This is a genomic window from Bradyrhizobium sp., from assembly GCF_049586575.1.
Taxonomy (GTDB): Bacteria; Pseudomonadota; Alphaproteobacteria; order Rhizobiales; family Xanthobacteraceae; genus Bradyrhizobium.
This window is the reverse complement of sequence record NZ_JBAVCF010000324.1, coordinates 1-26,080: the sequence shown is the minus strand read 5'-3', so window position 1 is coordinate 26,080 and position 26,080 is coordinate 1. Positions and strand designations below refer to the sequence as shown.

The 26,080-nt window shown below is 61.9% G+C and carries 25 protein-coding genes, 1 tRNA gene and 1 pseudogene; 14 read left to right on the top strand and 13 right to left on the bottom strand.

Annotated features, from left to right (window positions below; genetic code table 11):
* The 3 genes and pseudogenes from WB528_RS12585 to WB528_RS12575 all read left to right on the top strand — a co-directional run.
* A pseudogene (locus WB528_RS12585) lies at positions 1–153 on the top strand (insulinase family protein); the annotation flags it as partial.
* Positions 154–390: 237 nt separating this feature from the next.
* Positions 391–978 carry a GNAT family N-acetyltransferase gene (locus WB528_RS12580; protein WP_423888739.1) on the top strand — a complete coding sequence of 196 codons (588 nt, stop codon included), beginning with the start codon at positions 391–393 and terminating at the stop codon, positions 976–978.
* A gap of 89 nt (positions 979–1,067) precedes the next feature.
* The gene (locus tag WB528_RS12575; RefSeq protein ID WP_423888738.1) at positions 1,068–1,793 is read left to right on the top strand and encodes a hypothetical protein; all 726 of its coding nucleotides are present in this window, start codon (positions 1,068–1,070) and stop codon (positions 1,791–1,793) included.
* Between the two features lie 238 nt (positions 1,794–2,031).
* Here the strand turns inward: WB528_RS12575 and WB528_RS12570 are convergent, their stop codons facing one another.
* The 5 genes from WB528_RS12570 to WB528_RS12550 form a co-directional block, all read right to left on the bottom strand.
* The gene (locus WB528_RS12570) at positions 2,032–2,517 is read right to left on the bottom strand and encodes an ATP F0F1 synthase subunit B (protein WP_423888737.1); all 486 of its coding nucleotides are present in this window, start codon (positions 2,515–2,517) and stop codon (positions 2,032–2,034) included.
* Positions 2,518–2,522: 5 nt separating this feature from the next.
* Positions 2,523–3,077 carry a F0F1 ATP synthase subunit B' gene (locus tag WB528_RS12565; protein ID WP_423888736.1) on the bottom strand — a complete coding sequence of 185 codons (555 nt, stop codon included), beginning with the start codon at positions 3,075–3,077 and terminating at the stop codon, positions 2,523–2,525.
* A gap of 68 nt (positions 3,078–3,145) precedes the next feature.
* Entirely contained in the window at positions 3,146–3,373 is a 228-nt protein-coding gene (locus WB528_RS12560) for a F0F1 ATP synthase subunit C (RefSeq protein ID WP_423888735.1), read from the bottom strand.
* Positions 3,374–3,411: 38 nt separating this feature from the next.
* Complete coding sequence (locus WB528_RS12555) at positions 3,412–4,155, bottom strand: F0F1 ATP synthase subunit A (protein ID WP_423888734.1); 744 nt, start codon at positions 4,153–4,155, stop codon at positions 3,412–3,414.
* A gap of 65 nt (positions 4,156–4,220) precedes the next feature.
* Positions 4,221–4,592 (bottom strand): AtpZ/AtpI family protein, encoded by a 372-nt coding sequence (locus WB528_RS12550; RefSeq protein WP_423888732.1) that lies wholly within the window; start codon positions 4,590–4,592, stop codon positions 4,221–4,223.
* A 335-nt stretch (positions 4,593–4,927) separates the two neighbouring features.
* On the opposite strand from WB528_RS12550, the gene WB528_RS12545 reads away from it, so the two are divergent.
* Genes WB528_RS12545 through WB528_RS12535 form a run of 3 tightly spaced genes read left to right on the top strand, consistent with a single transcriptional unit; the run spans position 4,928 to position 6,626 of the window.
* Positions 4,928–5,551 (top strand): 2-hydroxychromene-2-carboxylate isomerase, encoded by a 624-nt coding sequence (locus WB528_RS12545; protein ID WP_423888731.1) that lies wholly within the window; start codon positions 4,928–4,930, stop codon positions 5,549–5,551.
* A 51-nt stretch (positions 5,552–5,602) separates the two neighbouring features.
* Positions 5,603–6,139 (top strand): hypothetical protein, encoded by a 537-nt coding sequence (locus tag WB528_RS12540; RefSeq protein WP_423888730.1) that lies wholly within the window; start codon positions 5,603–5,605, stop codon positions 6,137–6,139.
* A gap of 7 nt (positions 6,140–6,146) precedes the next feature.
* On the top strand, positions 6,147–6,626 hold the full coding sequence (locus tag WB528_RS12535; protein WP_423888729.1) for a secondary thiamine-phosphate synthase enzyme YjbQ: 480 nt from the start codon (positions 6,147–6,149) through the stop codon (positions 6,624–6,626).
* Positions 6,627–6,690: 64 nt separating this feature from the next.
* Here WB528_RS12535 and WB528_RS12530 read toward each other — a convergent pair whose 3' ends face one another.
* The gene (locus tag WB528_RS12530) at positions 6,691–8,328 is read right to left on the bottom strand and encodes an MFS transporter (protein ID WP_423888728.1); all 1,638 of its coding nucleotides are present in this window, start codon (positions 8,326–8,328) and stop codon (positions 6,691–6,693) included.
* Positions 8,329–8,626: 298 nt separating this feature from the next.
* Between WB528_RS12530 and WB528_RS12525 the strand changes: the two genes are divergently transcribed.
* Positions 8,627–9,304: a response regulator gene (locus WB528_RS12525; RefSeq protein ID WP_423888727.1), complete on the top strand. Its 678-nt coding sequence runs from the start codon at positions 8,627–8,629 to the stop codon at positions 9,302–9,304.
* 6 nt (positions 9,305–9,310) lie between these two features.
* Here WB528_RS12525 and WB528_RS12520 read toward each other — a convergent pair whose 3' ends face one another.
* From WB528_RS12520 to WB528_RS12510, 3 genes are all read right to left on the bottom strand, one after another.
* The gene (locus WB528_RS12520) at positions 9,311–12,820 is read right to left on the bottom strand and encodes a PAS domain-containing hybrid sensor histidine kinase/response regulator (protein ID WP_423888726.1); all 3,510 of its coding nucleotides are present in this window, start codon (positions 12,818–12,820) and stop codon (positions 9,311–9,313) included.
* Between the two features lie 199 nt (positions 12,821–13,019).
* Entirely contained in the window at positions 13,020–14,249 is a 1,230-nt protein-coding gene (gene hemA / locus WB528_RS12515; protein ID WP_423888725.1) for a 5-aminolevulinate synthase, read from the bottom strand.
* 47 nt (positions 14,250–14,296) lie between these two features.
* Positions 14,297–14,527, bottom strand: coding sequence for a hypothetical protein (locus tag WB528_RS12510; RefSeq protein ID WP_423888724.1), 231 nt, complete (start codon positions 14,525–14,527; stop codon positions 14,297–14,299).
* A gap of 190 nt (positions 14,528–14,717) precedes the next feature.
* Here WB528_RS12510 and WB528_RS12505 point away from each other — a divergent pair, with 190 nt between their 5' ends.
* Together WB528_RS12505 and WB528_RS12500 are read left to right on the top strand one after the other, a co-directional pair.
* The gene (locus WB528_RS12505; protein WP_423888723.1) at positions 14,718–14,912 is read left to right on the top strand and encodes a hypothetical protein; all 195 of its coding nucleotides are present in this window, start codon (positions 14,718–14,720) and stop codon (positions 14,910–14,912) included.
* A gap of 142 nt (positions 14,913–15,054) precedes the next feature.
* Positions 15,055–16,152 carry an amidohydrolase family protein gene (locus WB528_RS12500; protein WP_423888722.1) on the top strand — a complete coding sequence of 366 codons (1,098 nt, stop codon included), beginning with the start codon at positions 15,055–15,057 and terminating at the stop codon, positions 16,150–16,152.
* A gap of 51 nt (positions 16,153–16,203) precedes the next feature.
* On the opposite strand, the gene WB528_RS12495 is transcribed toward WB528_RS12500, so the two are convergent.
* The 4 genes from WB528_RS12495 to WB528_RS12480 all read right to left on the bottom strand — a co-directional run bounded on the left by WB528_RS12495 (position 16,204) and on the right by WB528_RS12480 (position 20,877).
* Positions 16,204–17,265 carry an MBL fold metallo-hydrolase gene (locus tag WB528_RS12495; protein ID WP_423888740.1) on the bottom strand — a complete coding sequence of 354 codons (1,062 nt, stop codon included), beginning with the start codon at positions 17,263–17,265 and terminating at the stop codon, positions 16,204–16,206.
* A gap of 162 nt (positions 17,266–17,427) precedes the next feature.
* Positions 17,428–19,569 (bottom strand): methyl-accepting chemotaxis protein, encoded by a 2,142-nt coding sequence (locus WB528_RS12490; RefSeq protein ID WP_423888721.1) that lies wholly within the window; start codon positions 19,567–19,569, stop codon positions 17,428–17,430.
* 166 nt (positions 19,570–19,735) lie between these two features.
* Complete coding sequence (locus WB528_RS12485) at positions 19,736–20,470, bottom strand: outer membrane protein (protein ID WP_423888720.1); 735 nt, start codon at positions 20,468–20,470, stop codon at positions 19,736–19,738.
* Between the two features lie 332 nt (positions 20,471–20,802).
* A tRNA-Thr gene (locus WB528_RS12480) sits at positions 20,803–20,877 on the bottom strand.
* A gap of 185 nt (positions 20,878–21,062) precedes the next feature.
* On the opposite strand from WB528_RS12480, the gene WB528_RS12475 reads away from it, so the two are divergent.
* From WB528_RS12475 to murA, 5 genes are all read left to right on the top strand, one after another.
* Positions 21,063–21,263, top strand: a complete 201-nt coding sequence (locus WB528_RS12475) for a hypothetical protein (protein WP_423888719.1) — start codon at positions 21,063–21,065, stop codon at positions 21,261–21,263.
* 68 nt (positions 21,264–21,331) lie between these two features.
* Positions 21,332–23,035, top strand: a complete 1,704-nt coding sequence (locus WB528_RS12470; RefSeq protein ID WP_423888718.1) for an FAD-dependent oxidoreductase — start codon at positions 21,332–21,334, stop codon at positions 23,033–23,035.
* Positions 23,036–23,206: 171 nt separating this feature from the next.
* The gene (locus WB528_RS12465; protein ID WP_423888717.1) at positions 23,207–23,701 is read left to right on the top strand and encodes a hypothetical protein; all 495 of its coding nucleotides are present in this window, start codon (positions 23,207–23,209) and stop codon (positions 23,699–23,701) included.
* A gap of 5 nt (positions 23,702–23,706) precedes the next feature.
* Positions 23,707–24,369, top strand: coding sequence for an epimerase (locus WB528_RS12460; RefSeq protein ID WP_423888716.1), 663 nt, complete (start codon positions 23,707–23,709; stop codon positions 24,367–24,369).
* 102 nt (positions 24,370–24,471) lie between these two features.
* A complete protein-coding gene (gene murA, locus WB528_RS12455; RefSeq protein ID WP_423888715.1) occupies positions 24,472–25,761 on the top strand; it encodes a UDP-N-acetylglucosamine 1-carboxyvinyltransferase in 1,290 nt (429 codons plus the stop codon).
* Positions 25,762–26,080: the final 319 nt, after the last annotated feature.

The window sequence follows — 26,080 nt, the reverse complement described above, 5'->3', positions numbered from 1 at the left end:
GTGAGCGTGGAGACGACACGAAATGCGGCGCGTGCCCTGATGTCACGCAGCCGGCCCGCGGTCGTCGCGCTCGGGAGCGGCAGGGGGCTAGACACGGCGGTGGCTTTTGCGGAAGGATTGACGAAATCGAAGGCGAAGGAGCGCCTTCACTAGTGTGGCGACTCTGACGTTCTTTTCGGTATTGCCGCGGGTTCTTCGAAGGAACGCCAGAGTCAAAGCCACACTGGATCATATGGTTGCTAGTGTCCCTTTGGCTCTGACATTCGTAGAAGTGCCCGCTGCGAGAGGATACGAATGTCAGAACCGGGAAACTACAGGCCGTTGCGCGATAACGGGAGCATGATCCCATCCAGTCATGATCCAGTTTGAGGCATCGGGGGAGCTTCACGCATGGCTTTGTTTCGGTTGCCTTCGAGCGGACCCGCCGCACTTGTTCCGCGCGGTCACGGTCTGTTGCTGCGTGCCCCTCAGATGTCGGATTTCCCGGAATGGGCGCATTTGCGGGAAGTCAGCCGCGGCTACCTGACCCCTTGGGAGCCGATCTGGCCGTCGGACGATTTGACCCGGTCCGGTTTCCGGCGGCGTTTACGCCGTTATGCCGAAGACATCGCGGCCGACAGGTCATATCCCTTCATTGTCTTCCGCGAGGCCGATGGCGTCATGATCGGCGGGATTACGCTTGCCAATGTCCGGCGCGGCATTGTCCAGGCCGGCACGATCGGTTACTGGGTCGGTCAACCCTATGCGCACCGCGGCTATATGACGACCGCCTTGCGCGTGCTGTTGCCGTCGTTATTCGGCGAGCTTAACCTGCACCGGATTGAGGCTGCCTGTATCCCCAGCAACGCGCCGTCGATCAGGGTGTTGGAGAAGTGCGGCTTTAGCCGCGAAGGCCGGGCGCGGCGCTATCTCTGTATCAACGGCGTCTGGCAAGACCACCTGCTTTTCGGCCTGCTGCACGAGGATTTCCGCGGCTAATAACCTTGTTTCTAAATGATGACGGGTGCCTTGGGTTTGCCGCCATTGCGCTGTTATAAGCACTCGCGATGTGCGCCCTCGAAAGCGCCATGCTACTCAGCGACGTTTTCTTTGGGGATTTTCCGGTAATGCGGCACGGGCAGATTGGGCAGGCGAGGGTGGCGGGCGTGGCAGGCCACAAGCGCACCGTGCTGGCGCTTGCCGTGACCGCGTTGCTTTCGGGGTGTGGCGGCACCGCTCTCAATAACCCCTTCAGCACTGCCCCGCCTCCCGACGCCGAGATCCCCACGATCAGCGAGAGGTTCGATCAGCTGTTCGGCCGTAACTCAAAGGTTTCCGAAACGGCGCCGGACGGCACGGAGGTCGACTGTCCGGTGGTGAAGATTCGCGCCGGCGCGTCCACCTACGCGATCGCGCCGCCCGGCAAGCAACTCGTCGCCAGCGAGTTGAACTTTCAGGCAACCATCACTCGGACCGCGCGCGATTGCCGCCGCGCCGCCAATGGCCAGATCATGGCGCGCATCGGCGTTCAGGGCCGCGTCGTGGCTGGCCCCGCCGGTGCGCCCGCGACTGTCGAAATCCCGCTTCGCGTCGCCGTGGTGCAGACCGGCGTTCAGGAAAGGGTGCTTACCACCAAGGTGTATCGGACCACGGTCGCGATGAGCGAGGAAGGCGGCGCGTTCAGCCTGGTCGGCGAAGACCTGGTTTTTAACATGCCGGCACCTCTTACCAGTGATAACTTCGTGTTCTATGTCGGCTTCGATCCGCAAGCGATCGCGCCGCAGCCGCAGCCCCGGTCGTCGCGGCGAAAGTAGCACCAATTCTCTGGTGTCCCGGTCCTGACATTCCTACCATGTCGCGGAGTGCACTTTTACGAATGTCAGAACCAAAGGGACACTAGCAAACATCTGATTCTGGTGTGGCTTTGACCCTGACGTTCCTTCGAATAACTCGCGGCGACACTGAAAGGAACGCCAGTGTCGCCACACGAGCATGAAAAAAGCCGGCGCGATCATGTCACGCCGGCTTTTGTTTTGCTGTGAACGAAAATCGTCAGTTCAGCTTTGCGCGAACTTCGGTGATGCCTTTGGCCAGCAAATCGTCGGCGACCTGTCCCTTTACGGTCTGTGACAGGATGGTGGAAGCGGCCGTCACCGCGGCATTGGCCGCCGCGGCCCGCACGTCGGCCACTGCCTGGGTTTCGGCGAGCGCGATCTTGCTCTCGGCGGTCTTGGTTCGCCGGGCCACAAAATCCTCCATCTTGGCCTTCGCCTCGGAGGCGATGCGTTCGGCATCTACCTTCGCTCCGGCGATGATCTCCTGGGCCTCGCGCTCGGCGCTGGCGTGCCGCGCCTTGTAGTCGGCCAGCAGGCTTGCAGCTTCCTGCTTGAGGCGCAGGGCGTCGTCGAGTTCGGCCTTGATGCGCTCGCTGCGATGATCGAGCGTCCTCAGTACGGTGCGATGGACACCCAGATAGGCGAACACGCCCATCAGAATAAGGAAACCAACGGCGACCCAGAATTCCGGTTCGGCGAACATCGAACTTATCCTTTCAGGGACGCGTCAACGGCCTGTCCGACCGAAGCGCCGTCGGGAGTAACGCCGGTCAGCCGCTGCACGATGGCGGCGGCGGCGTCGGTCGCGATGCCCCGTACGTTGCTCATCGCGGCCTCCCGCGTTGAGGCGATCGTCTTTTCGGCATCCGCAAGCCTGAGCGCCAGCCGCTCTTCCAGCGTCTTGCGTTCCGCCTCGGACGCCGTGTTCAGCTTTTCGCGGGTCTCAGCACCGATGGCCTGTGCACGAGAACGCGCGGCAGCCAGTTCGTTCTCATAGGCCTTGAGTGCGCCGTCCGATTCGTCCTTCAGCCGTTGGGCTTCCGACAGATCACCGTCGATCGTGTTCTGGCGCTTGTCCAGCACGCCGCCGACGCGCGGCAGCGCGATGCGCGATACGATCAGGTACAGCGCGACGAATACGATCGCCAGAGACACCAGCTGCGAGGCGAAGGTGTCCTTCTGGAACGGCGGGAACGGCTTATGACCGCCCTCCGTCTCGGTATGGGCGGTGGCACCCTTGGACTCGCCATGACTTTCAGCCATGGGCTTCTCCTGTTCGGCTAACCGACATTCGACCCCTTAACTCCAATGAGCCGGGAATCGGCGGTGAATCAGATCGCGTACAGCAAGAGCAGCGCGATCAGCAGCGAGAAGATGCCGAGCGCTTCGGTCACGGCGAAGCCGAAAATCAGGTTGCCGAACTGGCCCTGGGCGGCCGAGGGGTTGCGCACCGCAGCGGCGAGATAGTTGCCGAAGATGATGCCCACGCCGGCGCCAGCGCCGCCCATGCCGATGCAGGCAATACCTGCGCCAATGTACTTCGCGGCAATCGGATCCATGAAACGAACTCCTTCTTGAGGTTTGTTAGAGGGGCCTGTCAGTGGCCCGGATGGATAGCGTCGTTGATGTAGATGACGGTGAGGATGGTGAAGACGTAGGCCTGGAGGAAGGCGACCAGAATCTCGAGTGCGCTCAGCGCGATCACCATGCCAAGCGGCAGAACGGCGCCGAAATAACCGGCAATGCCAAGCCCCGCCAGCACCGGAATGAAACTTGCGAACACCGTCAGCGCGATGTGGCCCGCCAGCATGTTCGCGAACAGACGCACCGAATGCGAGATCGGCCGCAGGAAGAACGAGAATATCTCGATGAATACGACGAGCGGCAGGATGAAGATCGGAATGCCCGACGGCACGAACAGCTTCAGGAATTTCAGACCGTTCTTGTAGAAGCCGTAAATCAGCACCGTGAAGAACACCAGAAACGCCAGCGCCGCCGTGACGATGATGTGGCTTGAAATGGTGAAGTTGTAGGGAATGGTGCCGACGAGGTTGGAAACGGTCAGCAGCATGAAGATCGAAAACACGAGCGGGAAGAACTTCATCCCGTCCTTGCCGGCGTTCGCCCGCACCGTGGTCGCCACGAACTCGTAAGAGATTTCGGCGATCGACTGGAGGCGTCCGGGCACCAGGCTGCGGCCCGAGCCGATCATCAACAGTGAAATCAGCGCCAACGTACCGACCATGTAGGCGGAAGAGTTGGTGAAAGCGATCTCCTGATTGCCGATATGGCCAATCGTAAAGAGCTTTTGGAGGTGGAACTGTTCGATCGGATCGAGCATCCGCGCGGCATCTCTGGCTGTTGCCGGCCACGCCGGCATTTCAAATCACGTCGTTGCGCACTTCCTTAACGGCCGGTTCTGTCCGGAGCAACACCCGCGGAGCGGATCACGTTCAGAACGCCAGCTATGAAGCCGACCAGCACGAACACGATGAGCCCGAAAGGTGACGTCGAAAGCAGACGGTCGAAACCCCAGCCCATCAGTGCTCCGACGGCTACGCCGGCGATCAACTCCGATGAAAGACGGAAACCCATTGCCATCGCCGAAGCCCTGGCATTGTTGTCTCCACTTTCAGCTTCGGATTGGTCAGTTCTGATGTTTCGGCTGCCCCGAACTTCGGACAACCGGTGCTCCAGACTTCCGAGCCTTGCGGAAAGTGCGGCCTCGTCGGAGCACGATTTGTTTTCATCTTCGCGGTCATTCGTGCCTTGCGCCATGCTTGCTAAGACCCGAAACGATGCAACGATGGATGAAAACGACGTCCGTCACCCCTCAAAAGCCGCGCGGACCATACTGACCGTCCTTAATCAAGTCAAGATTGCGTCACAGCCACATATGTAATTGATATCATATGATTATTCGCCAGATACCAAGCGGGCTAGAATGCCTGATCGCCGCACTGCAATAGATCACCGCCGGATCGCCGATAAATCGGCGCCGGAAACCGCTGGTGGAGCGGATTTGATAGCGAATGTCAGAACGGCGAGACTTGGGGTGTCTGTTGGGATGACTTAAAGTCGCAATTCCAAAAAGAACCGTTCCCGGAGACCGCATGCCGCGCCAGATCGACTACTACTTCTCACTGCAATCGCCCTGGGCCTATATCGGGCACAAATCGTTCCGCGACGTCGTCGGCAGCCACGATCTCAAGGTCAATCACAAGCCGGTCGTGCTGGTGGATCTGTTTTCCGAGACCGGCGGGCTGCCGCTTCTCAAGCGTCACCCGGTGAGGCAGCGCTACCGGATGGTCGAACTCCAGCGTTGGCGCGACAGGCGTGGCCTGCAATTCAAGCTTGAGCCGGCCAATTGGCCGTTCAACGCGCGATTGGCCGATGGCCTTGTGATCGCGGCGATCGAGGCCGGGCACGATCCCGATCGCTTCCTGCGCCGCGCCTTTGCAAGCGTCTGGGAAGACGAACTCAATCTTGCCGATCCCGCAACGCTGATCGGTCTGGCCGATGATTGCGGCCTGCCCGGCAAGGCTCTGACAGAGCGGTCCGCCGGCGAGGATATTGGAAAAGTCTACGAGCAGAATCGCCAGGATGCGATGGCGGCCGACGTGTTCGGATCACCGGCCTATGTGCTGGATGGCGAAGTATTCTGGGGACAGGATCGGATCGAATTGCTGGTCGACGCATTGAAGTCGGGCCGTGCGCCCTATCGCTCACGGGCCTGAAGGCGCCTAACCCCGGGAAATACCCAGATAGCCGTTGAGGCGGAGTATCCCATGACCAGAGCGATATCACCGACAACGTCAGCCATTGTCCTCGTCGTATCGGTCCTGGCCGGAGCAGCCGGTGCTCCAGCCCAATCGATGCCCGACAATGAAAACGGGCGTTATGTACTGTCGCCAATTCCCGACGGCGTGATCCGGCTGGATACGCGCACCGGTGCGGTTTCGACCTGCAGCAATACCGGCACGGGCTGGGCCTGTTATGTCGTGCCCGACGAGCGCGCGGCGTATGATGCGGAAATCGGCCGGTTGCAGGCCGAGAACGAAAAGACCAAGGCCGAGAACGAAAAACTGAAAGCGGAACTGGCGGCTCACCCCCCGACCGTCGTGGGCAAGACAGACGAAGCGCTGCCCAAATCGGACTCGCTGAAAAAAGCCGAACCGAAGGTGGCCGAGGGCGACCGCAAGATCGAAATCCCGTTGCCGAGCGACCGCGATATGGACCGGGTAATGTCCTTCCTCGAACAGGCGTGGCGGCGATTGGTCGAGATGGCTAACCGGATGCAGAAAGACGTTAGCGGCAAGATCTGAGCTGTTCATGGCAGCATCTCCCTCCATCTCGCGCAGCGTCCCGTCGGTGGTCTCCGCCAGTTCGATCGTGTCGTCGCTGTTGACGGTCCAGACCCCGGGCCGCGGCTTTGTCGATCTCACGGCGGACATTGCGCAATTCGTCGATGAGGCCGGTGCGGTCGACGGCCAGGTGACGGTCTTTATTCGTCACACCTCGGCCTCGCTCACGATCCAGGAAAATGCCGATCCCACGGTGCTGCAGGATCTGACCACCGCGCTCGACCGTTTTGCGCCGGAGAACGCCGGTTGGAGCCATGACACCGAAGGCCCCGACGACATGCCGGCTCACGTCAAGACCATGTTGACCGCGATATCGCTGCAAATTCCGGTCATCAGGAGCAGGTTGATGCTCGGCACGTGGCAGGCGATCTATCTGATCGAGCATCGAAGGCGGGCGCATCGCCGCGAGGTCGTCGTGCAGTTTGTCGGGAAGACCAGCCAGGGTTAACCGCGCTCAAACGAAAACGGCCGCGGATCGCTCCGCGGCCGTTTGGTGGCTCGGTGAAGCGAGATCAGTTGGTCCTGATATCGACGTCCTTTGTTTCAGGCAGGAACAGGAAGCCGATGACAAGGCTCATCAAGGCGATGACGATCGGATACCACAGGCCGGAATAGATGTTTCCGGTGTAGGCCACGATGGCAAACACGGTCGCCGGCAGGAAGCCGCCGAACCAGCCGTTGCCGATATGGTAGGGCAGCGACATGCCGCTATAGCGGATGCGGCTCGGGAACAGCTCCACCAGCCATGCCGCGATCGGCGCATAGACGAGCGTCACGTAGATCACCAGAAGCCAGAGCAGGACCACCGTCATCACCCAATTGATGTCGGCCAGGTCGGCCGAAGCCGGGTAACCGTGGGCCTTGATGGCGGCAGGCAACGCCTTGGCGAAGTCCGGTGAGCTCGCATTCAATGTCTGCTCGCCGATCTTCACCTGTGCCGGCGTGCCTTTCGGAGCGTCCTGTGTCTGGTAATTCACCGACAGATTGACCAGTCCGGATTTCGCGATATCGCAGCTCGTGGTGAATTTCTCGGTGCCCGTTGCCTTGAACTGGAACGAGCATTCCGAGGGGTCGGCGGTCACGGTGACCGGTGAGGCGGCGAGCGCCGCCTCAAGCTTCGGGTTGGCGAAGTGCGTTATGCCCTTGAAGATCGGGAAATACGTCAGCGCCGCGAGCAGGAAGCCGGCCAGGATGATCGGCTTGCGGCCGATCCTGTCGGATAGCCAGCCGAACAGGATGAACCCCGGCGTGCCAAGCGCGAGCGCAATCACGATCAGGATCTGCGCGGTGGCGCCGGGAACCTTGAGGGTCTGGGTCAGGAAGAACAGTGCGTAGAATTGTCCGCCATACCACACCACGGCTTCGCCGGCCGTGGCGCCAAAGAGAGCGAGGATCGCGATCTTGGCGTTGGCCCACTCGCCGAAGGCTTCGCCCAACGGACGTTTCGAGGTCGTGCCCTCATCCTTCATCTTCTGGAAGATCGGCGACTCATTCAGGCTCAAGCGGATCCAGACTGAAACCGCCAGCAGGATGCCGGAGAGCAGGAACGGAATGCGCCAGCCCCAGCTGCCAAAGGACTCTTCACCCATCCAGTTGCGGACGCCCAGGATGAGCAGCAAAGCGAGGAACAGGCCGAGCGTCGCGGTGGTCTGAATCCAGGAGGTGTAGTAGCCGCGCTGGTTGCGAGGGGCGTGCTCGGCGACGTAGGTCGCCGCCCCGCCATATTCGCCGCCGAGCGCCAGGCCCTGGATCAGGCGCAGTCCGATCAGCACCACCGGCGCCGCGATGCCCCAGCTGTCATAGCCGGGCAGCAGGCCGATGAAGAACGTACCGACGCCCATCAGGGTCATCGTGATCAGGAAGGTGTACTTGCGGCCGATCATGTCGCCGAGTCGGCCGAAAATCAGAGCGCCGAACGGCCGGACCGCAAAGCCCGCGGCGAAGGCGAGCAGCGTGAAGATGAAGGCTACGTTCGGCGGGACGTTGGAGAAGAAGTACTTCGCGAGGAAGGAGCCGAGCGTTCCGTAGATGTAGAAGTCATACCACTCGAACACGGTACCCAACGACGAAGCGAAGATGACCTTTCGTTCTTCGGCGGTCATTCCCCCGGTGCGGACGCCCTCGCTACCCGCTGTTGCTGCCATTGCCATCGTTCGCGCTCCCCGAATTGCTGTTTGCAATGCTCGCCCATGCGCCATTTGGCCACAGGTTTGTGCTTCAAGGTAACATCGCCGTGAAAACCAGCCAAATAAGACTTTTGGACTGCATTCGGGATATCGCGACGGCACCTCCGCAGCATGCTATTGCGGCGCACAAGGCGTTTGAATTAACTGCACCTTCGCTTGGCGCGATTGCGCCCTTGCCTACGGCCGCTGGGAGGAGGACAATTTGACTGAAAAAGACTCTTCAAAGATGGCGCGAGGGCATTTTGCCGTTCGCTGGAGATAGATGACCACCGCTGCCGCCACCCATCTCGTGATCGCCGACGACCATCCTCTGTTCCGTGACGCCTTGCGTCAGGCGGTGGCAGGCGTCGTGGCATCAGCCAAGATCGACGAGGCCGGAAGCTTCGAAGAGCTGACGGCCTTGCTCGACCAGGATTCCGAAGTCGATCTGGTCTTGCTCGACCTGACGATGCCCGGAATTTCCGGCTTTTCCGGACTAATTTACCTGCGGGCGCAGTTTCCGGCCATTCCGGTCGTGATCGTGTCTGCCAGCGACGATGGCGGCACCATCCGCCAGTCGCTGGATTTCGGCGCTTCAGGGTTTATCCCCAAGCGATTCGGCGTGGACACGCTGCGCGATGCCATCACGAAGGTTCTGGGCGGCGATGTCTGGGTTCCGGCCGACACCGACCTGTCCTCGGTGACCGATCCGGAACTGGTGCGCCTTCGCGACCGGCTGGTGACGCTGACGCCGCAGCAGGTTCGCGTGCTGATGATGCTCTCGGAGGGTCTGCTCAACAAGCAGATCGCCTATGAGCTTGGCGTGTCGGAGGCCACCATCAAGGCCCATGTGTCGGCGATCCTGCAAAAGCTCGGTGTCGAGAGCCGGACGCAAGCGGTGATTGCCGCCGCGAAAATCGCCGGCGGGCAATGGCGTCAGAGTACGCCGTCGCAGCAATAGGTATAGCTACTCCGCCGCCACCATCTGCTGGGTGCGCCACTGGCCAAGCAGCGCGCGCAAGGAGGCAGGTTTCACCGGCTTGTTCAATACCGCGATGTTTTCATCCCGCGCGGCGGCGCGCACGTGCGGGCTGCGGTCGGCGGTGATGAGAATGGCCGGGATGGCCTCGCCAAACTTCTTCCTGATATCGCGGATCGCCGCAATGCCGTTGCCGCGGTCGAGATGATAATCGACAAGAAGGCCGGTGACTTGCTTGCCCATGGCCTCGATCGCTTCGATCGCGGATTCCGGATCGCTCACCGCGATCACCTGCGTGTCCCAGCCTTCGAGCAGCGTCTTCATTCCATCCAGGATGGAAGCATCGTTTTCGATGCAGGTGATCAATGCACCGGACATCGGCGTCCGCGACAGCGGCGTGGCGCTGGTGACGGCCGCGGTGTGGTTGACGGCTTTTGCGGTCGGCACCGTCACACCAAACATCGAGCCGCCGCTGGCGATGGAATCGAGCGCAATGCCGTGGCCGAGCACGCGGGCGAGCCGTTCGACGATCGATAGACCGAGCCCCAATCCGCGCGCAATCCGCGCGCCCTGCTCGAGCCGGTGGAACTCCTTGAAGATCTCGCCGCGTTTGAGAACGGGAATCCCGACACCGGTGTCGTAAATTCCGATCTGCAGGGATTGGCCGCGGCGGCGACAGCCGACCAGCACCCGGCCGCGCGGGGTATATTTGATCGCGTTGGAGATCAGGTTCTGCAACAGCCGGCGCAGCAACAGCCGATCCGATCGCACCGGCAGCGAAGAGGGCACGAAGGTCAGTTTCAATCCTTTGGCGCGCGCGATCGGCGCAAACTCGATTTCCAGAGACCGCATCAGGTCGCCAACCTTGAAATTCGTGACCGACGTTGTCATGGCGCCGGCATCCAGCCGCGAAATGTCCAGCAACGCGCCGAGAATTTCTTCGATAGCTTCCAGCGAATCGTCGATGTTCTCGACCAGCCTGGAATCCTCGCCGCCGCTCTGGCGCTCCACAAGGCTCGTCACATAGAGCCGGGCCGCGTTCAGCGGCTGAAGGATGTCGTGGCTCGCTGCCGCCAGAAACCGTGTCTTTGAAATGCTGGCGTCCTCGGCGGTGCTTTTGGCAAGCGCCAATTCCGAATTCAGCCGCGTCAGTTCCTCGGTGCGATCGTGCACGCGCTTTTCGAGCGTCGCATTCGCGCGCTCCAGCGCCTCGGCGGCTTCAAAGGAGGGGGTGACGTCGGAGAAGGTAATGACGAGGCCGCCGCCGGGCATCCGGTTGGAGCGGACTTCGATCACCATATGCCGGTCGGGCAGGCGCTCGAGGTAAGGTTCGCCCTCGGCGGTGTAGGCGTTCAGCCGGTTCTCCACCACGAGATCCCGGTCGCCGGTTTCGGAAGGCGTGATCGCGGTCATGTATTCGAGGATTTCCCGCAAGGGAATCCCGATCTGGACGAGATGCGGCGCCAGGCCAAGGATGTCGCCGAACTGGCGGTTGGAACAGATCAGCTGCAAATCGGCATCGAACACCGCGATGCCCTGGCGCACGTGGTTGAGGGCGGTCTGCAATATTTCACGATTGAAATGCAGCGCGGCGTGCGAGTCGTCGAGCAGCTTGAGCGCGGCCTTGGCGGACACGGTGCGCTTGCGCAACAGCAACGACATCACCATCCGCGAGGATGCGGCCCCGATCGACGACGCAATCAGGTGTTCGGCATGCTGAAGCAGTTCGAAATCCGCCGGTGCGGATGGCGTGAGGCGAACGTTGCGCGAAGCCGCAAAGGCCTCGAAGGAATCCCGGGCGCGGTCGGGCCCCAGATATTGCGCTACTGTGCCCTGGATATCCTGCACCGTCACCGTGGTCCGCCAGCGGCGGAAGGTCGGCGTCATCGGGGTGAGCACACTGGGGGCAAACAAGTCGGCCTGCATGCGCTCGATCGAGGAGGGCTGGCGCGACAGCGAGAGCAGCACATAGGCGAGGATATTCAGCGAGAGCGACCAGAGCACGCCGTGGATAAGCTGCGGCAGGTTGGATCCGAACAGCGCCTGCGGCCTCAGTGTCTCAATGCCGAGCGGGCCGCTTTGCAGAAACGCCAGCCCGCCCGCCGAGCCGTCGAGAAAACTCGGCAGGAACAGGGTGTAGGCCCAGATCGCAAAGCCGACGAGCATGCCGCCCATGGCGCCCCGCGCGGTCGCGCGCCGCCAGAACAACCCGCCGAAAAAGGCGGGCGCGAGCTGCGCAATCGCCGCAAAGGACAACAGGCCGATCGCGACTAGTTGGGCCTCGCCCAGGGCACGATAGTAAAAATAGGCCATCGCCATGATCGCAAAGATCGCAAAGCGCCGCGCGCCCAGCAGAAAACGGCCGAAATCCTGCTGCCCATCGCGGGTTTCGCGCCGGCGCTGAAGCACCAGCGGCAGGATGATGTCGTTCGAAACCATGACGGAAAGCGCGACGCATTCCACGATCACCATCGCAGTGGCCGCCGACAGGCCGCCGACAAAGACGGCAACGCTGAGCAGCGGGGCGTCTCCTTCCACCGGCAGCGCCAGCACGTACATGTCGGGATCGACCGCGCCGAACGGAAAGCTGATGAGTCCTGCAAGCGCGATCGGAATCACGAACAGGTTGATCGCCACCAGATAAAGCGGAAGCAGCCAGCGCGCGCGGCTGACTTCCGACGGCGTGGAGTTCTCGACCACGCTGACATGAAACTGGCGCGGCAACAGCATGACCGCGCAGAACGACAGCAGCACCATGGTCAGAAAATTGCCGGCCGACGGCACGTAGTTGATGGCGCGCACGGCTTCCGGCGTTTTCATCGCGCGCTCGATCAGTTCGTGGGGCGAGAACATCCAGAAGGTGACAAAGGCGCCCGCCGCGATGAACGCCACGAGCTTGACGATGGATTCGGTTGCAATGGCGAGCATCAAGCCGTGCTGGTGCTCGGTCGCATCGGTCTGGCGGGTGCCGAACAACACGGCGAACGCTGCCATCGCCAGCGTCGCGGTCAGTGCGATATCGCCAAGCAGCGGGATCGAGGAAATGGCCTGGTCCTCGCTGAGGATGGTCTCGAGCGAGGAGGCGACCGCCTTGAGTTGAAGCGCGATGTAAGGCACCGAGCCGATGATCGCGATCAACGCCACGGTCGCAGCGACCGCCTGGCTCTTGCCGTAACGGGCGGCGATAAAATCGGCGATCGAGGTGATGTTTTGCGATTTGGCGAGCTTGATCACGCGGCGCAGCAGCGGCGTGCAGAGGCCGATCATCAGGATCGGGCCGATATAGATCGCCAGGAAGTCCACGCTGGTGCGGGTGGCGAAGCCAACCGAGCCGAAGAAGGTCCATGAGGTGCAGTAGATCGCCAGCGACAGCGGATAGATTAGCCCGCTGGCGCGTCCGCGCTGCGCCGGCGAGCGGCGGTTGCCGTAACTCGCCACGAAAAACAGGAAGCCGATGTAGCCGAAGGCGGCTGCGATCACGCCCCAGTCGTGCAGCATTGCTGCTTGCTCCCTAACGCATGATCCGGAAAAGTGTGCAGCGGTTTTCCAAAAAGATCATGCGTATTAGTACGCTTTACCGTCCCGGCGGATCTCTCTGGCCGCCGCTAAAGGAAGAACTATAGCCGGACCGGGCCTGCAAAGCACGGTGCGTAACGGCTGCGGACCGGGGGGTAGGCCGCCACTTGGCGAATTAACGTTATTCCGCCGCCAGCGATTTTTCCTTCATCGGCAGGCCGAGCCGTTCCCAGACCTGCAACAGCGCCTCGGCCAGCTGGTCGATCACGGCATCGTCGTGATAGGGCGAGGGCGTGATCCTCAGGCGCTCGGCGCCCCTGGGCACCGTTGGATAGTTGATCGGCTGGATGTAGATGCTGTGCTCCTCCAGCAGGAGGTCGGAGGCCCGCTTGCACTTTTCGGGATCGCCGACAAACAGCGGCACGATGTGGGTGTCGCTCGACATCACCGGCAGGCCTGCGGCGGTCAGGATCGCCTTGGTGCGGGCCGCACGCTCCTGGTGGCGTTCGCGCTCCCAGTTCGAGGTCTTCAAGTGCCGGATCGCAGCGGTGGCCGCCGAGCAGATCGCCGGCGGCAGCGCGGTGGTGAAGATGAAGCCGGGCGCATAGGAGCGAACGGCATCGACGATTTCCGCTGACCCGGCGATGTAGCCGCCGAGACAGCCGAAGGCCTTGGCAAGCGTGCCTTCCAGAATGTCGATGCGGTGCATGACGCCGTCACGCTCGGCGATGCCGCCGCCGCGCGGGCCATACATGCCGACCGCGTGCACCTCGTCGACATAGGTCATCGCGCCATATTTCTCGGCGAGATCGCAGATCTTCGAGAGCGGCGCGATATCGCCGTCCATCGAATAAAGGCTCTCGCAGACGATCAGCTTCGGCCGGTCGGGCCCCGCCGCGCGCAGCAATTCCTCCAGATGCGCCATGTCGCTATGGCGGAATATCTGGCGCTCGCAGCCGGCCTGGCGGACGCCTTCGATCATCGAATTGTGGTTGAGCGCGTCAGAGAGGATCAGGCAATTGGGAATGAGCTTGGCAATGGTGGAAATGCCGGTTTCGTTCGACACGTAGCCCGAAGTGAAGATCAAGGCGGCTTGCTTGCCGTGCAGATCGGCGAGTTCCTGCTCGAGCTGCACCAGCGGATGATGGGTGCCGGCGATGTTGCGGGTGCCGCCGGCGCCGGTGCCGACGCGGGTTGCGGTCTCGACCATCGCACCGACCACTTTCGGGTGCTGGCCCATGCCGAGATAATCGTTGGAGCACCAGATCACGACGTTGCGGGTGCCTTTCGGCGAATGCCACACCGCATGGGGAAAGCGGCCAGCCACACGTTCCAGATCGGCGAAAACCCGGTACCGCCGTTCGTTATGGAGACGGGTCAGGGCGGTGCTGAAAAACTGGGTGTAATCCATCGCGGAACCTGGAACTGGGGCGTGAGGCCGAAAGCGAGAACACCTTTTTAGAGGGTTTCCATAATCGATGTCGAGCCGAAATCGAAAGACACGCCGGCATCGAAGGCGTTGATTTCGGTCAAGTTTCGGTGCGCGCCGCGCTCAGCCCTGACCCGCGTGACCGTAAACCAATGGGCTTTCTCAACCTTTTCTGAAATTGCGCCGTTTTTCTCGATCGTGCGCTCCCGCGCATCGTGGCGTTCGGCTGAAGCCCGGCGGAGCCAACAAGAAGCCGTCATGACCCATATTCTTCATCGCTCAGCCAATGCCAAAATGCGTCGCCGGACAATTTCGCTTTCCTGAGCGACGCCTAACCAAGCGATCCCTACCGCGCATGATGGCGAGGGGTGACGCCGAATTCAAAAAGCTGGTCGACGACGCACTGGTTGAGGCGATGAAGTCCGGCCTCTACGACAAGCTCTACACCAAATGGTTCGAGAGCCCGATTCCACCGAAGAACATCAATCTGAATCCCACGAGATGGGTTTTGCCCGCAACGTCGCCAACCGGGTGCTGTTCATGGACGGTGGCGAAATCGTCGAGACCGCCGAAGCGGCAAAATTCTTCGACGCGCCGGCGTCCGAACGCGCCAAGGCGTTTCTTGCCAGAATTTGGAAGCACTGACCCTTTGATTGAACCGCCGCGCGCCTTGCCCGCACCCGGCTGCCTGTCCTACGATCTGCTCCTAAACGCCCGTCAGTTGATGGCGGTATAAAAAGCCGGCGCGACGCAGATCGCGAGGCCAACAAAATGGGGGGAAAACTGCATGTCCACGCGCCGTGATTTCTTGAAAGGCGGCACGCTTGCTGCCACCGGCATCTTCTTTTGCGGCTGCGGCCTCTTGCATAGCGCCCACGCGCAGCCGGCGCGGCAAACGCTTCCGGTCGCGGTGAAAGGCAAGCGGGTCAAGACCATCGACGTGCACTCGCACTGCAATTTCCACGAAGCCGGCGCGCTATTGGGCGACGAAGGCCGCAGGCGACAGGCCGGCCCGGTCAACGGGGCGGAGGAGACCTTCATCGATCTCAAGCAGCGGCTTGCGGCGATGGACGCGCAGGCCGTCGACATGGAAGTTCTGTCGATCAATCCGTTCTGGTACGACAAGGAGCGCGATCTCGCCGCACAAATCGTGAAAATCCAAAACGAGAAGCTCGCCGAATTCTGCGCGGCGCATTCCGACCGCTTTGCGGCGTTCGCCTCGCTCACCTTGCAGGCGCCGGATCTCGCCGTTCAGGAACTGGAGACTGCGGTCAAGAAGCAAGGCTTGAAGGGCGCCGCGATCGGCGGCTCGGTCGGCGACGTCGATTTCTCCGATCCGAAATTCCATCCGGTCTGGGCCAAGGCCGAAGAACTCGGGGCGCCCCTGTTCATTCATCCGCGCGGCATACCGGAACTCAGGAAGAATCGGTTCACCGGTAACGGCTGGCTCGACAACACCATCGGCAATCCGCTCGATACGACGATCGCGTTGTCGCATTTGATTTTCGAAGGTACGCTCGATCGCTTCCCGGGTCTGAAGATCGTCGCGGCGCATGGCGGCGGATACCTGGCGTCGTATGCCGATCGCGCCGATCATTCCTGCATGGTCGCGCCGAAGGGATGCAACCCCGACATCAAGCTGAAGAAAAAGCCGACCGAATATCTCAAGCAGATTTATTTCGATTCGCTGGTGTTTACGCCGGAGGCGATCCGCCATCTAGCGGCGCAGGTCGGCGCGAGCCAGATCATCCTCGGTAGCGATTATCCCTATCCATGGCAGCTTAGCCCGGTGGACCACATTTTTGCTTCCACCTCACTTAGTGAGGACGAAAAGGTCGACATCCTCGGCCGAACCGCGGCGAAGCTGTTCAATATAAAAGCGTAGCCGGTAGGCTCTCAGCGCGATGCCCGCGGACCGCCGGGCGTCATGCGTGGATCATGTCGTCCTGAAGCGGAGCGTGCGGTCGGCTTCCTCCGCGGTGAGGCGGCCTTCCACCAGCATATAGTTGACGTGCGCGATCAGTTCGCCCGCGGCAAAGCCCATCTGGTGGGCATCGAGCACGTGCTTGTGGAATACGACCGGCACCAGTTCCTTCGACGTCTGAGGTGTCTCCCGGCATGCATCCGCGATCAACCGGCAGCGCTCCTCGTGATGATCAGCGAGTTGCTTGATCCGCGTCTTCAAACCGTAGAACGGCACGCCATGGCCCGGTAGCACCAGCAGGTCGTATGGCAGCGTGGTGGTGAGGCTTGCGAGCGAGGCAAGATATTCGCCGAGCGAATTCTGCTCCGGTTCGACCGCCCAGACGCTGACATTGGGTGAAATCTTGCTCAACACCTGGTCGGCCGACAAAAACAGTTTGTCGGCGGCGCAATAGAGCATCACCTGATCGAGCGCATGGCCACCGCCGGTGATGACCTTGAAGCGGCGCGCTCCGATCGAAATCTCGTCGCCATGCGATATCCGCCGGTAGGAGGCCGGCAGGATCGAGACCTGCTTCAGATAATCCTGGCCTCGTCCGAGCAATTTGTCGGTCAGGCTCTCGTCCATTCCGTGGCGGCGGAAGAACAGGCGCTGCGCCTGCTTGCGCTCTTCGGTGCCGCGATTCTGGTGATAGACCGACTGAAGATATTCGACCTGCGACATGTAAAGCGGGCAATTGAATCGCTCGACCACCCAGCCGGCGAGCCCGACATGGTCAGGATGGGAATGGGTGACGATCAGCCGGCTGATTTTCACGCCGGCCAGAGGGCCCTCGAACAGGGCTGTCCAGGCCGCTATCGTTTCCTCATTGCCGAAGCCGGAATCGATCATCGCCCAGCCGTCGCCGTCGGCAAGCAGGTAGATGTTCACGTGGTTGAGGCGGAACGGCAGTTTCAGGCGGACCCACAACACGCCCGGCATGATCTCCACGACCTGATCGGGGCCGGGGTGATTTTCCCAGGGGTAACGCAGTGCCTCGGCCGAGGACTGAGCAGCGTCTTTCTTTGAATGCATGGTCATGGGTCTGCCGGTTGCTCTGATCGGCTTAGCCGCACTATTGGCGCGGCGCCAGCCGAAAAAATACGGGCAGCTTTGGGCAAAACGCGGGTGATGCGGCAAAGGCCGAGGGTCCGGCGCGCGATGGTAGCCCGAGGTTGCCAGCCGTTTGCGGACTGGCTATGCCGCCCGAATATTGGAGAGGAACACATCGATTTCCGCACGCAGCTGGTCGGCCTCACGGCGGAAGGCGCTGGATGCGGTCAGGACCTCGCCGGCGGCCGAGCCTGCCTCCGTTGTGGCGGTCGAGACGCCGATAATGTTGCTTGAAACTTCAGCGGTGCCGCCGGCGGCGTGTTGAATATTGCGGGCGATCTCGCGGGTCGCTGTCCCCTGTCGTTCGACCGCGTCGGCGATCGATGTCGCGATGACGTTGATCTCGCCGATCGTGTTGCTGATGCTTCTGATAGCGCCGACCGCTGATCCGGTCACCTGCTGCATGCTGGCGATTTGCGAGCGGATTTCATCGGTGGCTTTCGCGGTCTGATTGGCCAGGCTCTTCACCTCCGAGGCGACCACGGCAAACCCGCGGCCCGCTTCGCCGGCGCGCGCTGCTTCGATGGTGGCGTTGAGCGCCAGCAGGTTGGTCTGTGAGGCAATGCTCTGGATCAGGTCGACCACGACGCTGATACGGTCGGCGTTTTCGGCAAGGCCCTGCATGGTCGCGTCGGTCTGGCCGGCTTCATCGACCGCCTTGCGGGCGATTTGCGCCGAGCTGACGACCTGGCGTCCGATTTCGGAAATTGACGAGGACAGTTGCTCGGTGCCCGAGGACACGGTCTTCACGTTGACGGAAGTTTCCTCGGCCGCGGCCGCTACGGCGTTCACCAGTGCGCTGGATTTGTCCGCCGTCATCGACATGTTTTGTGCGGTCGTCTGCATCGAATTTGCTGAACCCTCCAGGCTGCCGAGCGCGGCGCGGACGGTAGCCTCGAATTCGACGATCCGGGCCTCCATGCGGGATGCGCGTTCGGCCTTCGCCGCGCGGTCCTGGTCCTGTTCGGCCGTCAGCGCGCGCGCCTCGATCATGCTCTCGCGGAAGACGTGCAGCGAATTGGCCATTTCCGCGACCTCGTCGTGCTGGCTTGAGCGATAGATTTGCGACTCGAGGTCGCCGCTCGACAGCAGTTGCATCGATCGTTGCAGGTTGCCGATCCTGCGCAGGATATTGCGGCCGACGTACAGCCAGACAAACAGCGCCGACCCGACGAGCGTGAGCGCGCCAAGCGCCAGCATCGCCATGGTCGCCAGCGAAATCTCGCGGCGTGCCTGATAGGTCGCGGTGTCGGTTTCGGTCTTCACGCCGCTGACGAGCTGCTGCACGCTGATTCCGAGACCCACTTCGAGTTTGCGGGTTTCATCGAGAACGACCTGGCCATAGTCGTTGGCGTCGAGTTCCTTCTGGCGGATCTTGAAGACTCTGGTCTTGCCCTCGCCCAGCGCCATCAATTTCATGGTAGCGCTTCGCAGCGCCTTCATCGTGGCGCCGTCGGGGAGCGATTCAAGGCTGGCTTTGACCTGCGCTTGCCCGGCTTTGTATTCCGTCTCGATCGCCTCGAGCGTGTCGCTGCTGTTGGCCGAGAGTGCGGCGGCCAAATCGGACGCCATCAGATTGGTGGCGGCAATGAGGGTGCCGAGCTGTTCAACGCGCCGCGCGGCACTCGCCGCGTCATCGGGAGAAAGAGTGGCGGATTGCAGGATCGCATTGGTCTGGGCTTCGGCATCCAGCATCGCGGGATTGGCGGCGGCGGCAAAGCCTGCCTGCGCCTCGCGCAGCGCCTCGAATTGCTTGTCGTGAATGGCAGCGGTTTCCAATCGCTCGCGGGCGGCTGAAACCAGGCTGGTGATGGTGTCGTCGATGTTCTTGACGGTTTCGCCCAGTGCGGCGACGACCGCCTTGTCCGCGCCGAGTTCGACCACCTCGCCGAGCCTGGCGACCGCGGTCTTTTGGGTTTCCCTCATTTTTTTGGCGCGCTCGTTCAGTGCCTCTGCGCTTGGAGCCGCCAGCAACGCCGGTCCCTGGCTGGAAAGACTCGCGCTGTCGGCCGCCAGCTGCAAGCTGGCCGCGAGGCGTGGAATACCCTGTCCGCTCAGATCAAACATGGTTTCGCCAAGGTGCTTGAACACCATGCTGGCGCCGACACTGATCAGGATGGTCATGCCCGCGATCACGGCGAAGGCGGCAAACAGGCTTCCTTTGATGCCCCACCGTGGGAACCTCGGGTACCGGAGCAAACCACTGATCTTGAAGCGCAATGCCATGTTGCCCGCCCATAGTTCCGTCTAGGTTGAACTATCCCCGCAGGCAGTATCCTTTTCACCGGTTAATAAAATCGCGAACGCCCGTGGAATTTGGTTTTCCGGGGCCGCAAAAACAAAAAGGCCGGCGCGAGGCCGGCCTTTTCTAACCGAGTGATCTTGCGAAGGATCAGTACCTCGCGACCACCGGCCCCCCCCAGTTGAAACGATAGTTGACGCCCGCCTTCACGACGTGGTCGTCGGTGCGGAAGCTGCCGAACGGCACCAGAGCAGCCGGAGCGGTGAAGCTCGAATTGCCGAAGTTGTAATACTGGTACTCGATCTTGGCCGACCAGTTCTGGGTGAGCATGTACTCTAGGCCGGCACCGATGGTGTAGCCGTTGCTGTGGTCACCCGAGAAGCCGAACGCGAGCGGAGCGCCGGCGCCGTTCACCAGCGACTCGTTGTTGTCGGCGAAGGCATAACCGCCCTTCACGTAGAGCAGGCCGGGACCCCAGGTGTAGCCGACGCGGCCCGTGACGGAACCGAGGCCACGCTGGTTGTTGGTGTAGATCTGGCCGCCCGGGAAGACGACGCTGCCGTTGTTGCCGGCAATCCAGGAGTACTCGGCTTCCGCGCCGATCACCCAGTTTGGGGCGAACTGATAGTCCGCGCCGCCCTGCAAGCCGCCGAGGAAACGGCCGTTGCCGTTGTTGCCGGTGGTCAGGCCGCCAAAATTGCTGTCGCTTGAGAACACGCCGCCGAGATGGCCGCCGATGTAAAAGCCAGTCCAGTTATAGAGCGGGGCGGCATAGGCCGGCGCCTTGGTATAGACGGGCCCGCGGGCGGGAAGGTCGGCAGCAAGTGCTGGCACGGTCGCGCCGAGGGCGACGAAAGCCACAGTGGTAAACAGAAACTTCTTCATTGATATTCTCCAGAGAGTCTTTTCACGTTTTCTCAGATCGCGCGCTTTCTGCGCCGTCCATGGCGCGCACATAGACACGTTTTGAGTAAAAAGCTGTCACTCCGAAGACACAGTCCCGGACAACCCAACATATTGGGGAACAACAAGAATCTGTGATTAATAGCGGCTTAATGAAGCCCTAAAGAAGCCTTAATTCGAGGGCGTCCGATGCGGCTCCGCTGCAACAGCGGGAACCGTCGTCAACGGCGAACTATCGACAGGACTTGCCCCGCATGGCCGGCGGCGAGGCATTCTCAGGTGTTTTGAAAGGCGAAGCACGCCGGCCTGAAGAATGGTGCTGCCAGACAGGATTGAACTGTCGACCTCTCCATTACCAATGGAGTGCTCTACCACTGAGCTACGGCAGCATATGCCCGGGATAAAGAATCGGCCCGAAAATGGCTCCACAAGGCCGGCGATCCTTGCCACAAGGCCCGCAACCGCGCAAGCGCGGGGAGCGTGCCCGAACCGCGCGGGGGACGAAATTTGGCGTCCCGGGTTGCGGCTGGCGGAGGCCAATCGCACGGTGACGGCGCAAGCGAATGGGTCTGCGATGAAGGATGGCGGAAACAACAGTGGGGCGCGGAGCGGAAAGGCCGCCAAGGACCAGCGCGAGGCGCGGTTGAAACAGGCGTTGCGTGAAAATCTGAAGCGGCGAAAGTCGCAAGCCCGCGAGCGCGCCGATTTCACGCCGGCGTCGTCCGAGGCTGATGATGTGGCCCGCAATGACGGCGGAGAAAGCCCGGATAAATAGCCGGTGGTTGCCCGCATCGGTTGAGGAATATCTTCGATCGGATCGGTTCTCGGATAAGGCGGTAGATCATGTCGGAAGAAACTATCATGGGACCAGAAGCCGGCGGGAGCCTCGCCAGTGCCTTCCCTCGCTACGAGCAGACCTTCCCGACATTGACCGCGCAGGAAATCGCGCGGATGCGCCGGTTCGGCGAGGAACGCAACTATCACAACGGCGAAGCACTGTTCGAGACCGGAAAGGTCGGGCCCGGCATGTTTGTCGTGCTGTCCGGCCATGTCGCCATCACGCATCGTGACGGCCTCGGCCGAGTCACGCCGATCATCGATCAGGGTCCGGGCCAGTTCCTCGCCGAGATCGGCCAATTGTCCGAACGCGCCGCGCTGGTCGACGGCCATGCCGAGGGCGACGTCCGGACGCTGCTGATTCCGCCGGACCGATTGCGCGCGCTGATGGTGGCTGAAGCGGATCTTGGCGAGCGCATCATGCGCGCGCTCATCCTTCGCCGCGTCAGCCTGATCCGGGGCGGAGCCGGCGGGCCGGTGCTGATCGGTCCGGCGAATTCCGCCGGCGTCGTGCGTCTCCAGAGTTTTCTGACCCGCAACGGCTATCCGCATCATCTGCTTTGTCCGCATGTCGATGCCGACGCCGCCGAAGTGATTGCGCGTTACTCGCCTTTGCCAGCCGACCTCCCGCTGGTCGTCACGCCGGACGGCACGGTGCTGCGCAACCCGCGCGAATCCGAATTGGCGCGCGCGATCGGCATGGTGCGCGCCGTCTCAAAGGACAAGGTGTTCGATGTTGCCGTCGTCGGCTCGGGCCCCGCGGGCATGTCGACCGCGGTTTATGCCGCATCGGAGGGACTGGCGGTCGCCGTGTGCGATACGCGGGCATTCGGCGGGCAGGCCGGCGCCAGCGCCCGAATCGAGAATTACCTCGGCTTCCCGACCGGCATTTCCGGGCAGGCGTTGATGGCGAGAGCCTTCAACCAGGCACAGAAATTCGGCGCCGACGTCATGATCCCCGTCGAAGTGAAGTCGCTCGATTGTTCACGCGCCGACGGCGCCTTCGGCTTGACGCTCGACAATGGCGAGGTGGTGCGCTCGCGCTCCGTCGTGGTTGCGAGCGGCGCGCGTTACCGGCGGCCCGAGATCGAAAGCCTCGCCGATTTCGAGGGCCGGGGCGTCTGGTACTGGGCTTCGCCGATCGAGGCCCGCTTGTGCACCGAGCAGGAGGTCGTCCTGGTTGGTGGCGGCAACTCCGCCGGCCAGGCCGCGGTATTCCTGTCGGGCCATGCCCGCAAGGTGCAGATGGTGATCCGCGGCGGCGGCCTTGGCGCCAGCATGTCGCGTTATCTGATCGAGCGTATCGAGGCGTCCGCCAATATCGAATTGATTTTCAACGCCGAGGTCACGGGACTCGAGGGCGCCATAGAAGGCGCGCTCGAACGCGTGCGCTGGCGCAGCCGCCTCTCGCCCGAAGAAAGCCGGTTTGTTGCCAGCAATCTTTTCCTGTTTGTGGGCGCCGATCCGGCCACCGGCTGGCTCGAGGGCTGCGGCGTCAAGGTCGATCGCGCGGGTTTTGTCGTCACGGGTGCGCCAAACGGTGGGGCGTCTGCGGCATCGGCGCTGGAAACGTCGGTGCCGGGCGTTTTCGCCGTCGGCGACGTGCGTTCGGGGTCGGTCAAGCGCGTCGGCGGCGCAATTGGCGAAGGCGCGCAGGTCGTTGCCGCGTTGCACGGCTATCTCAATGATTCCGCAAGGCCTTCGCTGTAAGGCGGCATCAGTTTGGCGGCCGTACCATCGCGTCTGTGACGGGTTTGCGAAAATTCGGTGATGCGGTCATTCCGCATCACGGGACCAGCCGATCACGATGCGCGGCCGCAGGCTGTAGTATTTTCAAATGATCGGCCGTAGCATCAAGCGATCCAACAGGGGGAGCGCGTCATGATGCTGGGTCTAAGCCTGCATGCTTTCACGATTCTGCACGTCGTCATCAGTCTGATCGGAATTGTCTCGGGGCTCCTGGTCTTGTCCGGGATGTTCAAGTCGCAATCGATGCCGGGCATGACCGCCATCTTCCTCATCACCACCATCCTGACCAGCGTCACTGGCTTCATGTTTCCGTTCGAAAAGCTGTTGCCGTCTCATATGGTCGCCATCCTCTCGCTGATCCTGCTCGCGATCGCCTGTATCGCGCTCTACAGCACGAAGCTCGCCGGCTGGCGCGCGATTTATGTGATTACGGCCGTCGCCTCGCTCTATCTCAACGTCTTCGTGCTGGTGATCCAGAGCTTCCTGAAAATCGGTCCGCTGCATGCGCTGGCGCCCAGCGTGCCGCCGAGCGAGCCGCCCTTCGCCATCATTCAGGGCATCGTGCTCGTGCTCTTTGTTATCGCTGGTATCGTGGCGGTGCGGCGCTATCGGCCGGCGTTGAGCTAAGTCCGATGAAGGTCATCCTGTTCGGCGCCACCGGAATGGTCGGGCAGGGGGTGCTGCGTGAATGCCTGCTCGATTCCGCCATCGAGGCCGTGCTCGTGGTCGGCCGCAGCCCGCTCCGCGCGCCGCCACAGCCGAAACTGCATGAAATCCTGCACCGGGATTTCACCGATTACTCGGCGATCGAACCGCAGCTGACTGGATACGATGCCTGCTTCTTCTGTCTCGGCGTGTCTTCGATCGGGATGGAGGCGGAACGTTACCGGCATTTGACCTATGACATTACGCTGGCGGCGGCGAAGACCCTGTCGAGGCTGAACCCGCAAATGGTGTTCGTCTATGTCACGGGGCGGGGCACCGATTCCACCGAGCAAGGCGCACTGATGTGGGCGCGGGTCAAGGGCAAGACCGAGAACGACCTGCTCAAGCTGCCGTTCAAGGCGGCCTACATGTTCCGTCCCGCCGGTATCCAGCCGTTGCACGGCGTTCGGTCGAAGATGGCCTGGGCGCAGGCGATCTATGTCGGTGCCGCGCCGCTATTGTCGCTGCTCAATCGCGTGGCGCCGAAATACATGACCACGACCGAACAGGTCGGCCGCGCCATGATCAAGGTGGCAAGGCAGGGGTATCCGAAGGCGGTATTGGAAAGCGACGATATTAATCGTCTCTAACTCGAACACCCATTAAATAGCCGCAAATTCAGAAGCTTTTGCCTTGGTTGCTTTGGGGAGGGCATTCGCCCTATACCCTTGGCATTGCAGGGCAGGGGCAGCATGGATCGCATTCGCATCATCGGCGGCAACCCGCTCAACGGCACCATTTCGATTTCGGGCGCCAAGAATGCCGCGCTGCCCTTGATGATCGCGGGTCTTTTGACCGACGAGACGCTGATCCTCGACAATGTGCCGCGGCTTGCCGACGTCGCGCAGCTGCAGCGGATTCTCGGCAACCACGGCGTCGATATCATGTCGGCTGGTAAGCGGCCCGGCGATCGCGAATATCAGGGCCAGACCCTGCATATTTCCGCGGCCAACATCATCGATACCACCGCGCCCTATGATCTGGTGTCGCGGATGCGTGCCAGCTTCTGGGTCATCGCGCCGTTGTTGGCGCGGATGCACGAGGCAAAAGTGTCGCTGCCCGGCGGTTGCGCCATCGGCACCCGGCCGGTCGATTTGTTGATCATGGCGCTGGAAAGACTCGGCGCCGAGATCGCGATCGACGGCGGCTATGTGATCGCCAAGGCTCCGGGCGGCCTCAAGGGCGGTGAGATCGATTTTCCCAAGGTGACGGTCTCCGGCACCCATGTTGCGCTGATGGCGGCGACGCTCGCGAAGGGAACGACTGTCATCGCCAACGCCGCCTGCGAGCCGGAAATTCAGGACGTCGCCGATTGCCTCAACAAGATGGGCGCGCGCATTGTCGGCGCCGGCACGCCGCGGATCGTCATCGAGGGCGTGAGCGCGCTGCACGGCGCGCGGCATACTGTGCTGCCCGATCGGATCGAAACCGGCACCTATGCGATGGCGGTGGCGATGACCGGAGGCGACGTCCAATTGAACGGCGCTCGGCCGGAGCTGCTGCAAGCAGCGCTTGACGTGCTGACCGAGGCCGGCGCGATCGTGACAGCGACCAACGAAGGCATTCGCATCGCCCGCAACGGCGCCGGCATCAATCCGGTCACGGTTTCGACCGCGCCGTTTCCGGGCTTTCCGACCGATCTTCAGGCCCAGTTGATGGCGCTGATGACTCGCGCCAAGGGCGCCTCCCGCATCACCGAGACGATTTTCGAAAACCGCTTCATGCATGTGCAGGAACTGGCGCGCTTCGGCGCTCGGATCCAGCTCGACGGCGAAACCGCAACCGTCCACGGTATCGGCGAGTTGCGCGGCGCGCCGGTGATGGCGACCGACCTGCGTGCCTCGGTGTCGCTGGTCATCGCAGGCCTCGCAGCCGAGGGCGAGACCATGGTCAACCGCGTCTACCATCTCGACCGCGGCTTCGAGCGGCTGGAGGAGAAGCTCTCCGCCTGCGGCGCCCGCATCGAGCGCATCAGCGACTAAACCCACGAGCTCCCGCGAAGGGAACGGATACTTTCCGCGAGACGGGCAGCCGCCGCCGCGAAGCGCCGTCCTTGAACGCTGTTGGGCGTTAAAGGGTTGACGCCGATTTGCCCTCGCGCCATTGAGCAGAAGCCTTTACCTTAGGGCTACTAGTGTGGCGGTTCAAAAGTCCGCATCATTGGGGCCGCGAATTCGTCATGCGGACTTTGAACCTAAGCCACACGAGATCAACAAGTTTGCTAGTGTCCTATCGATTCCGAAGTTCGTAAACGAGGGGCCGCACAATGATACGAACTTTGGAATCGAGACACTAGTGGAG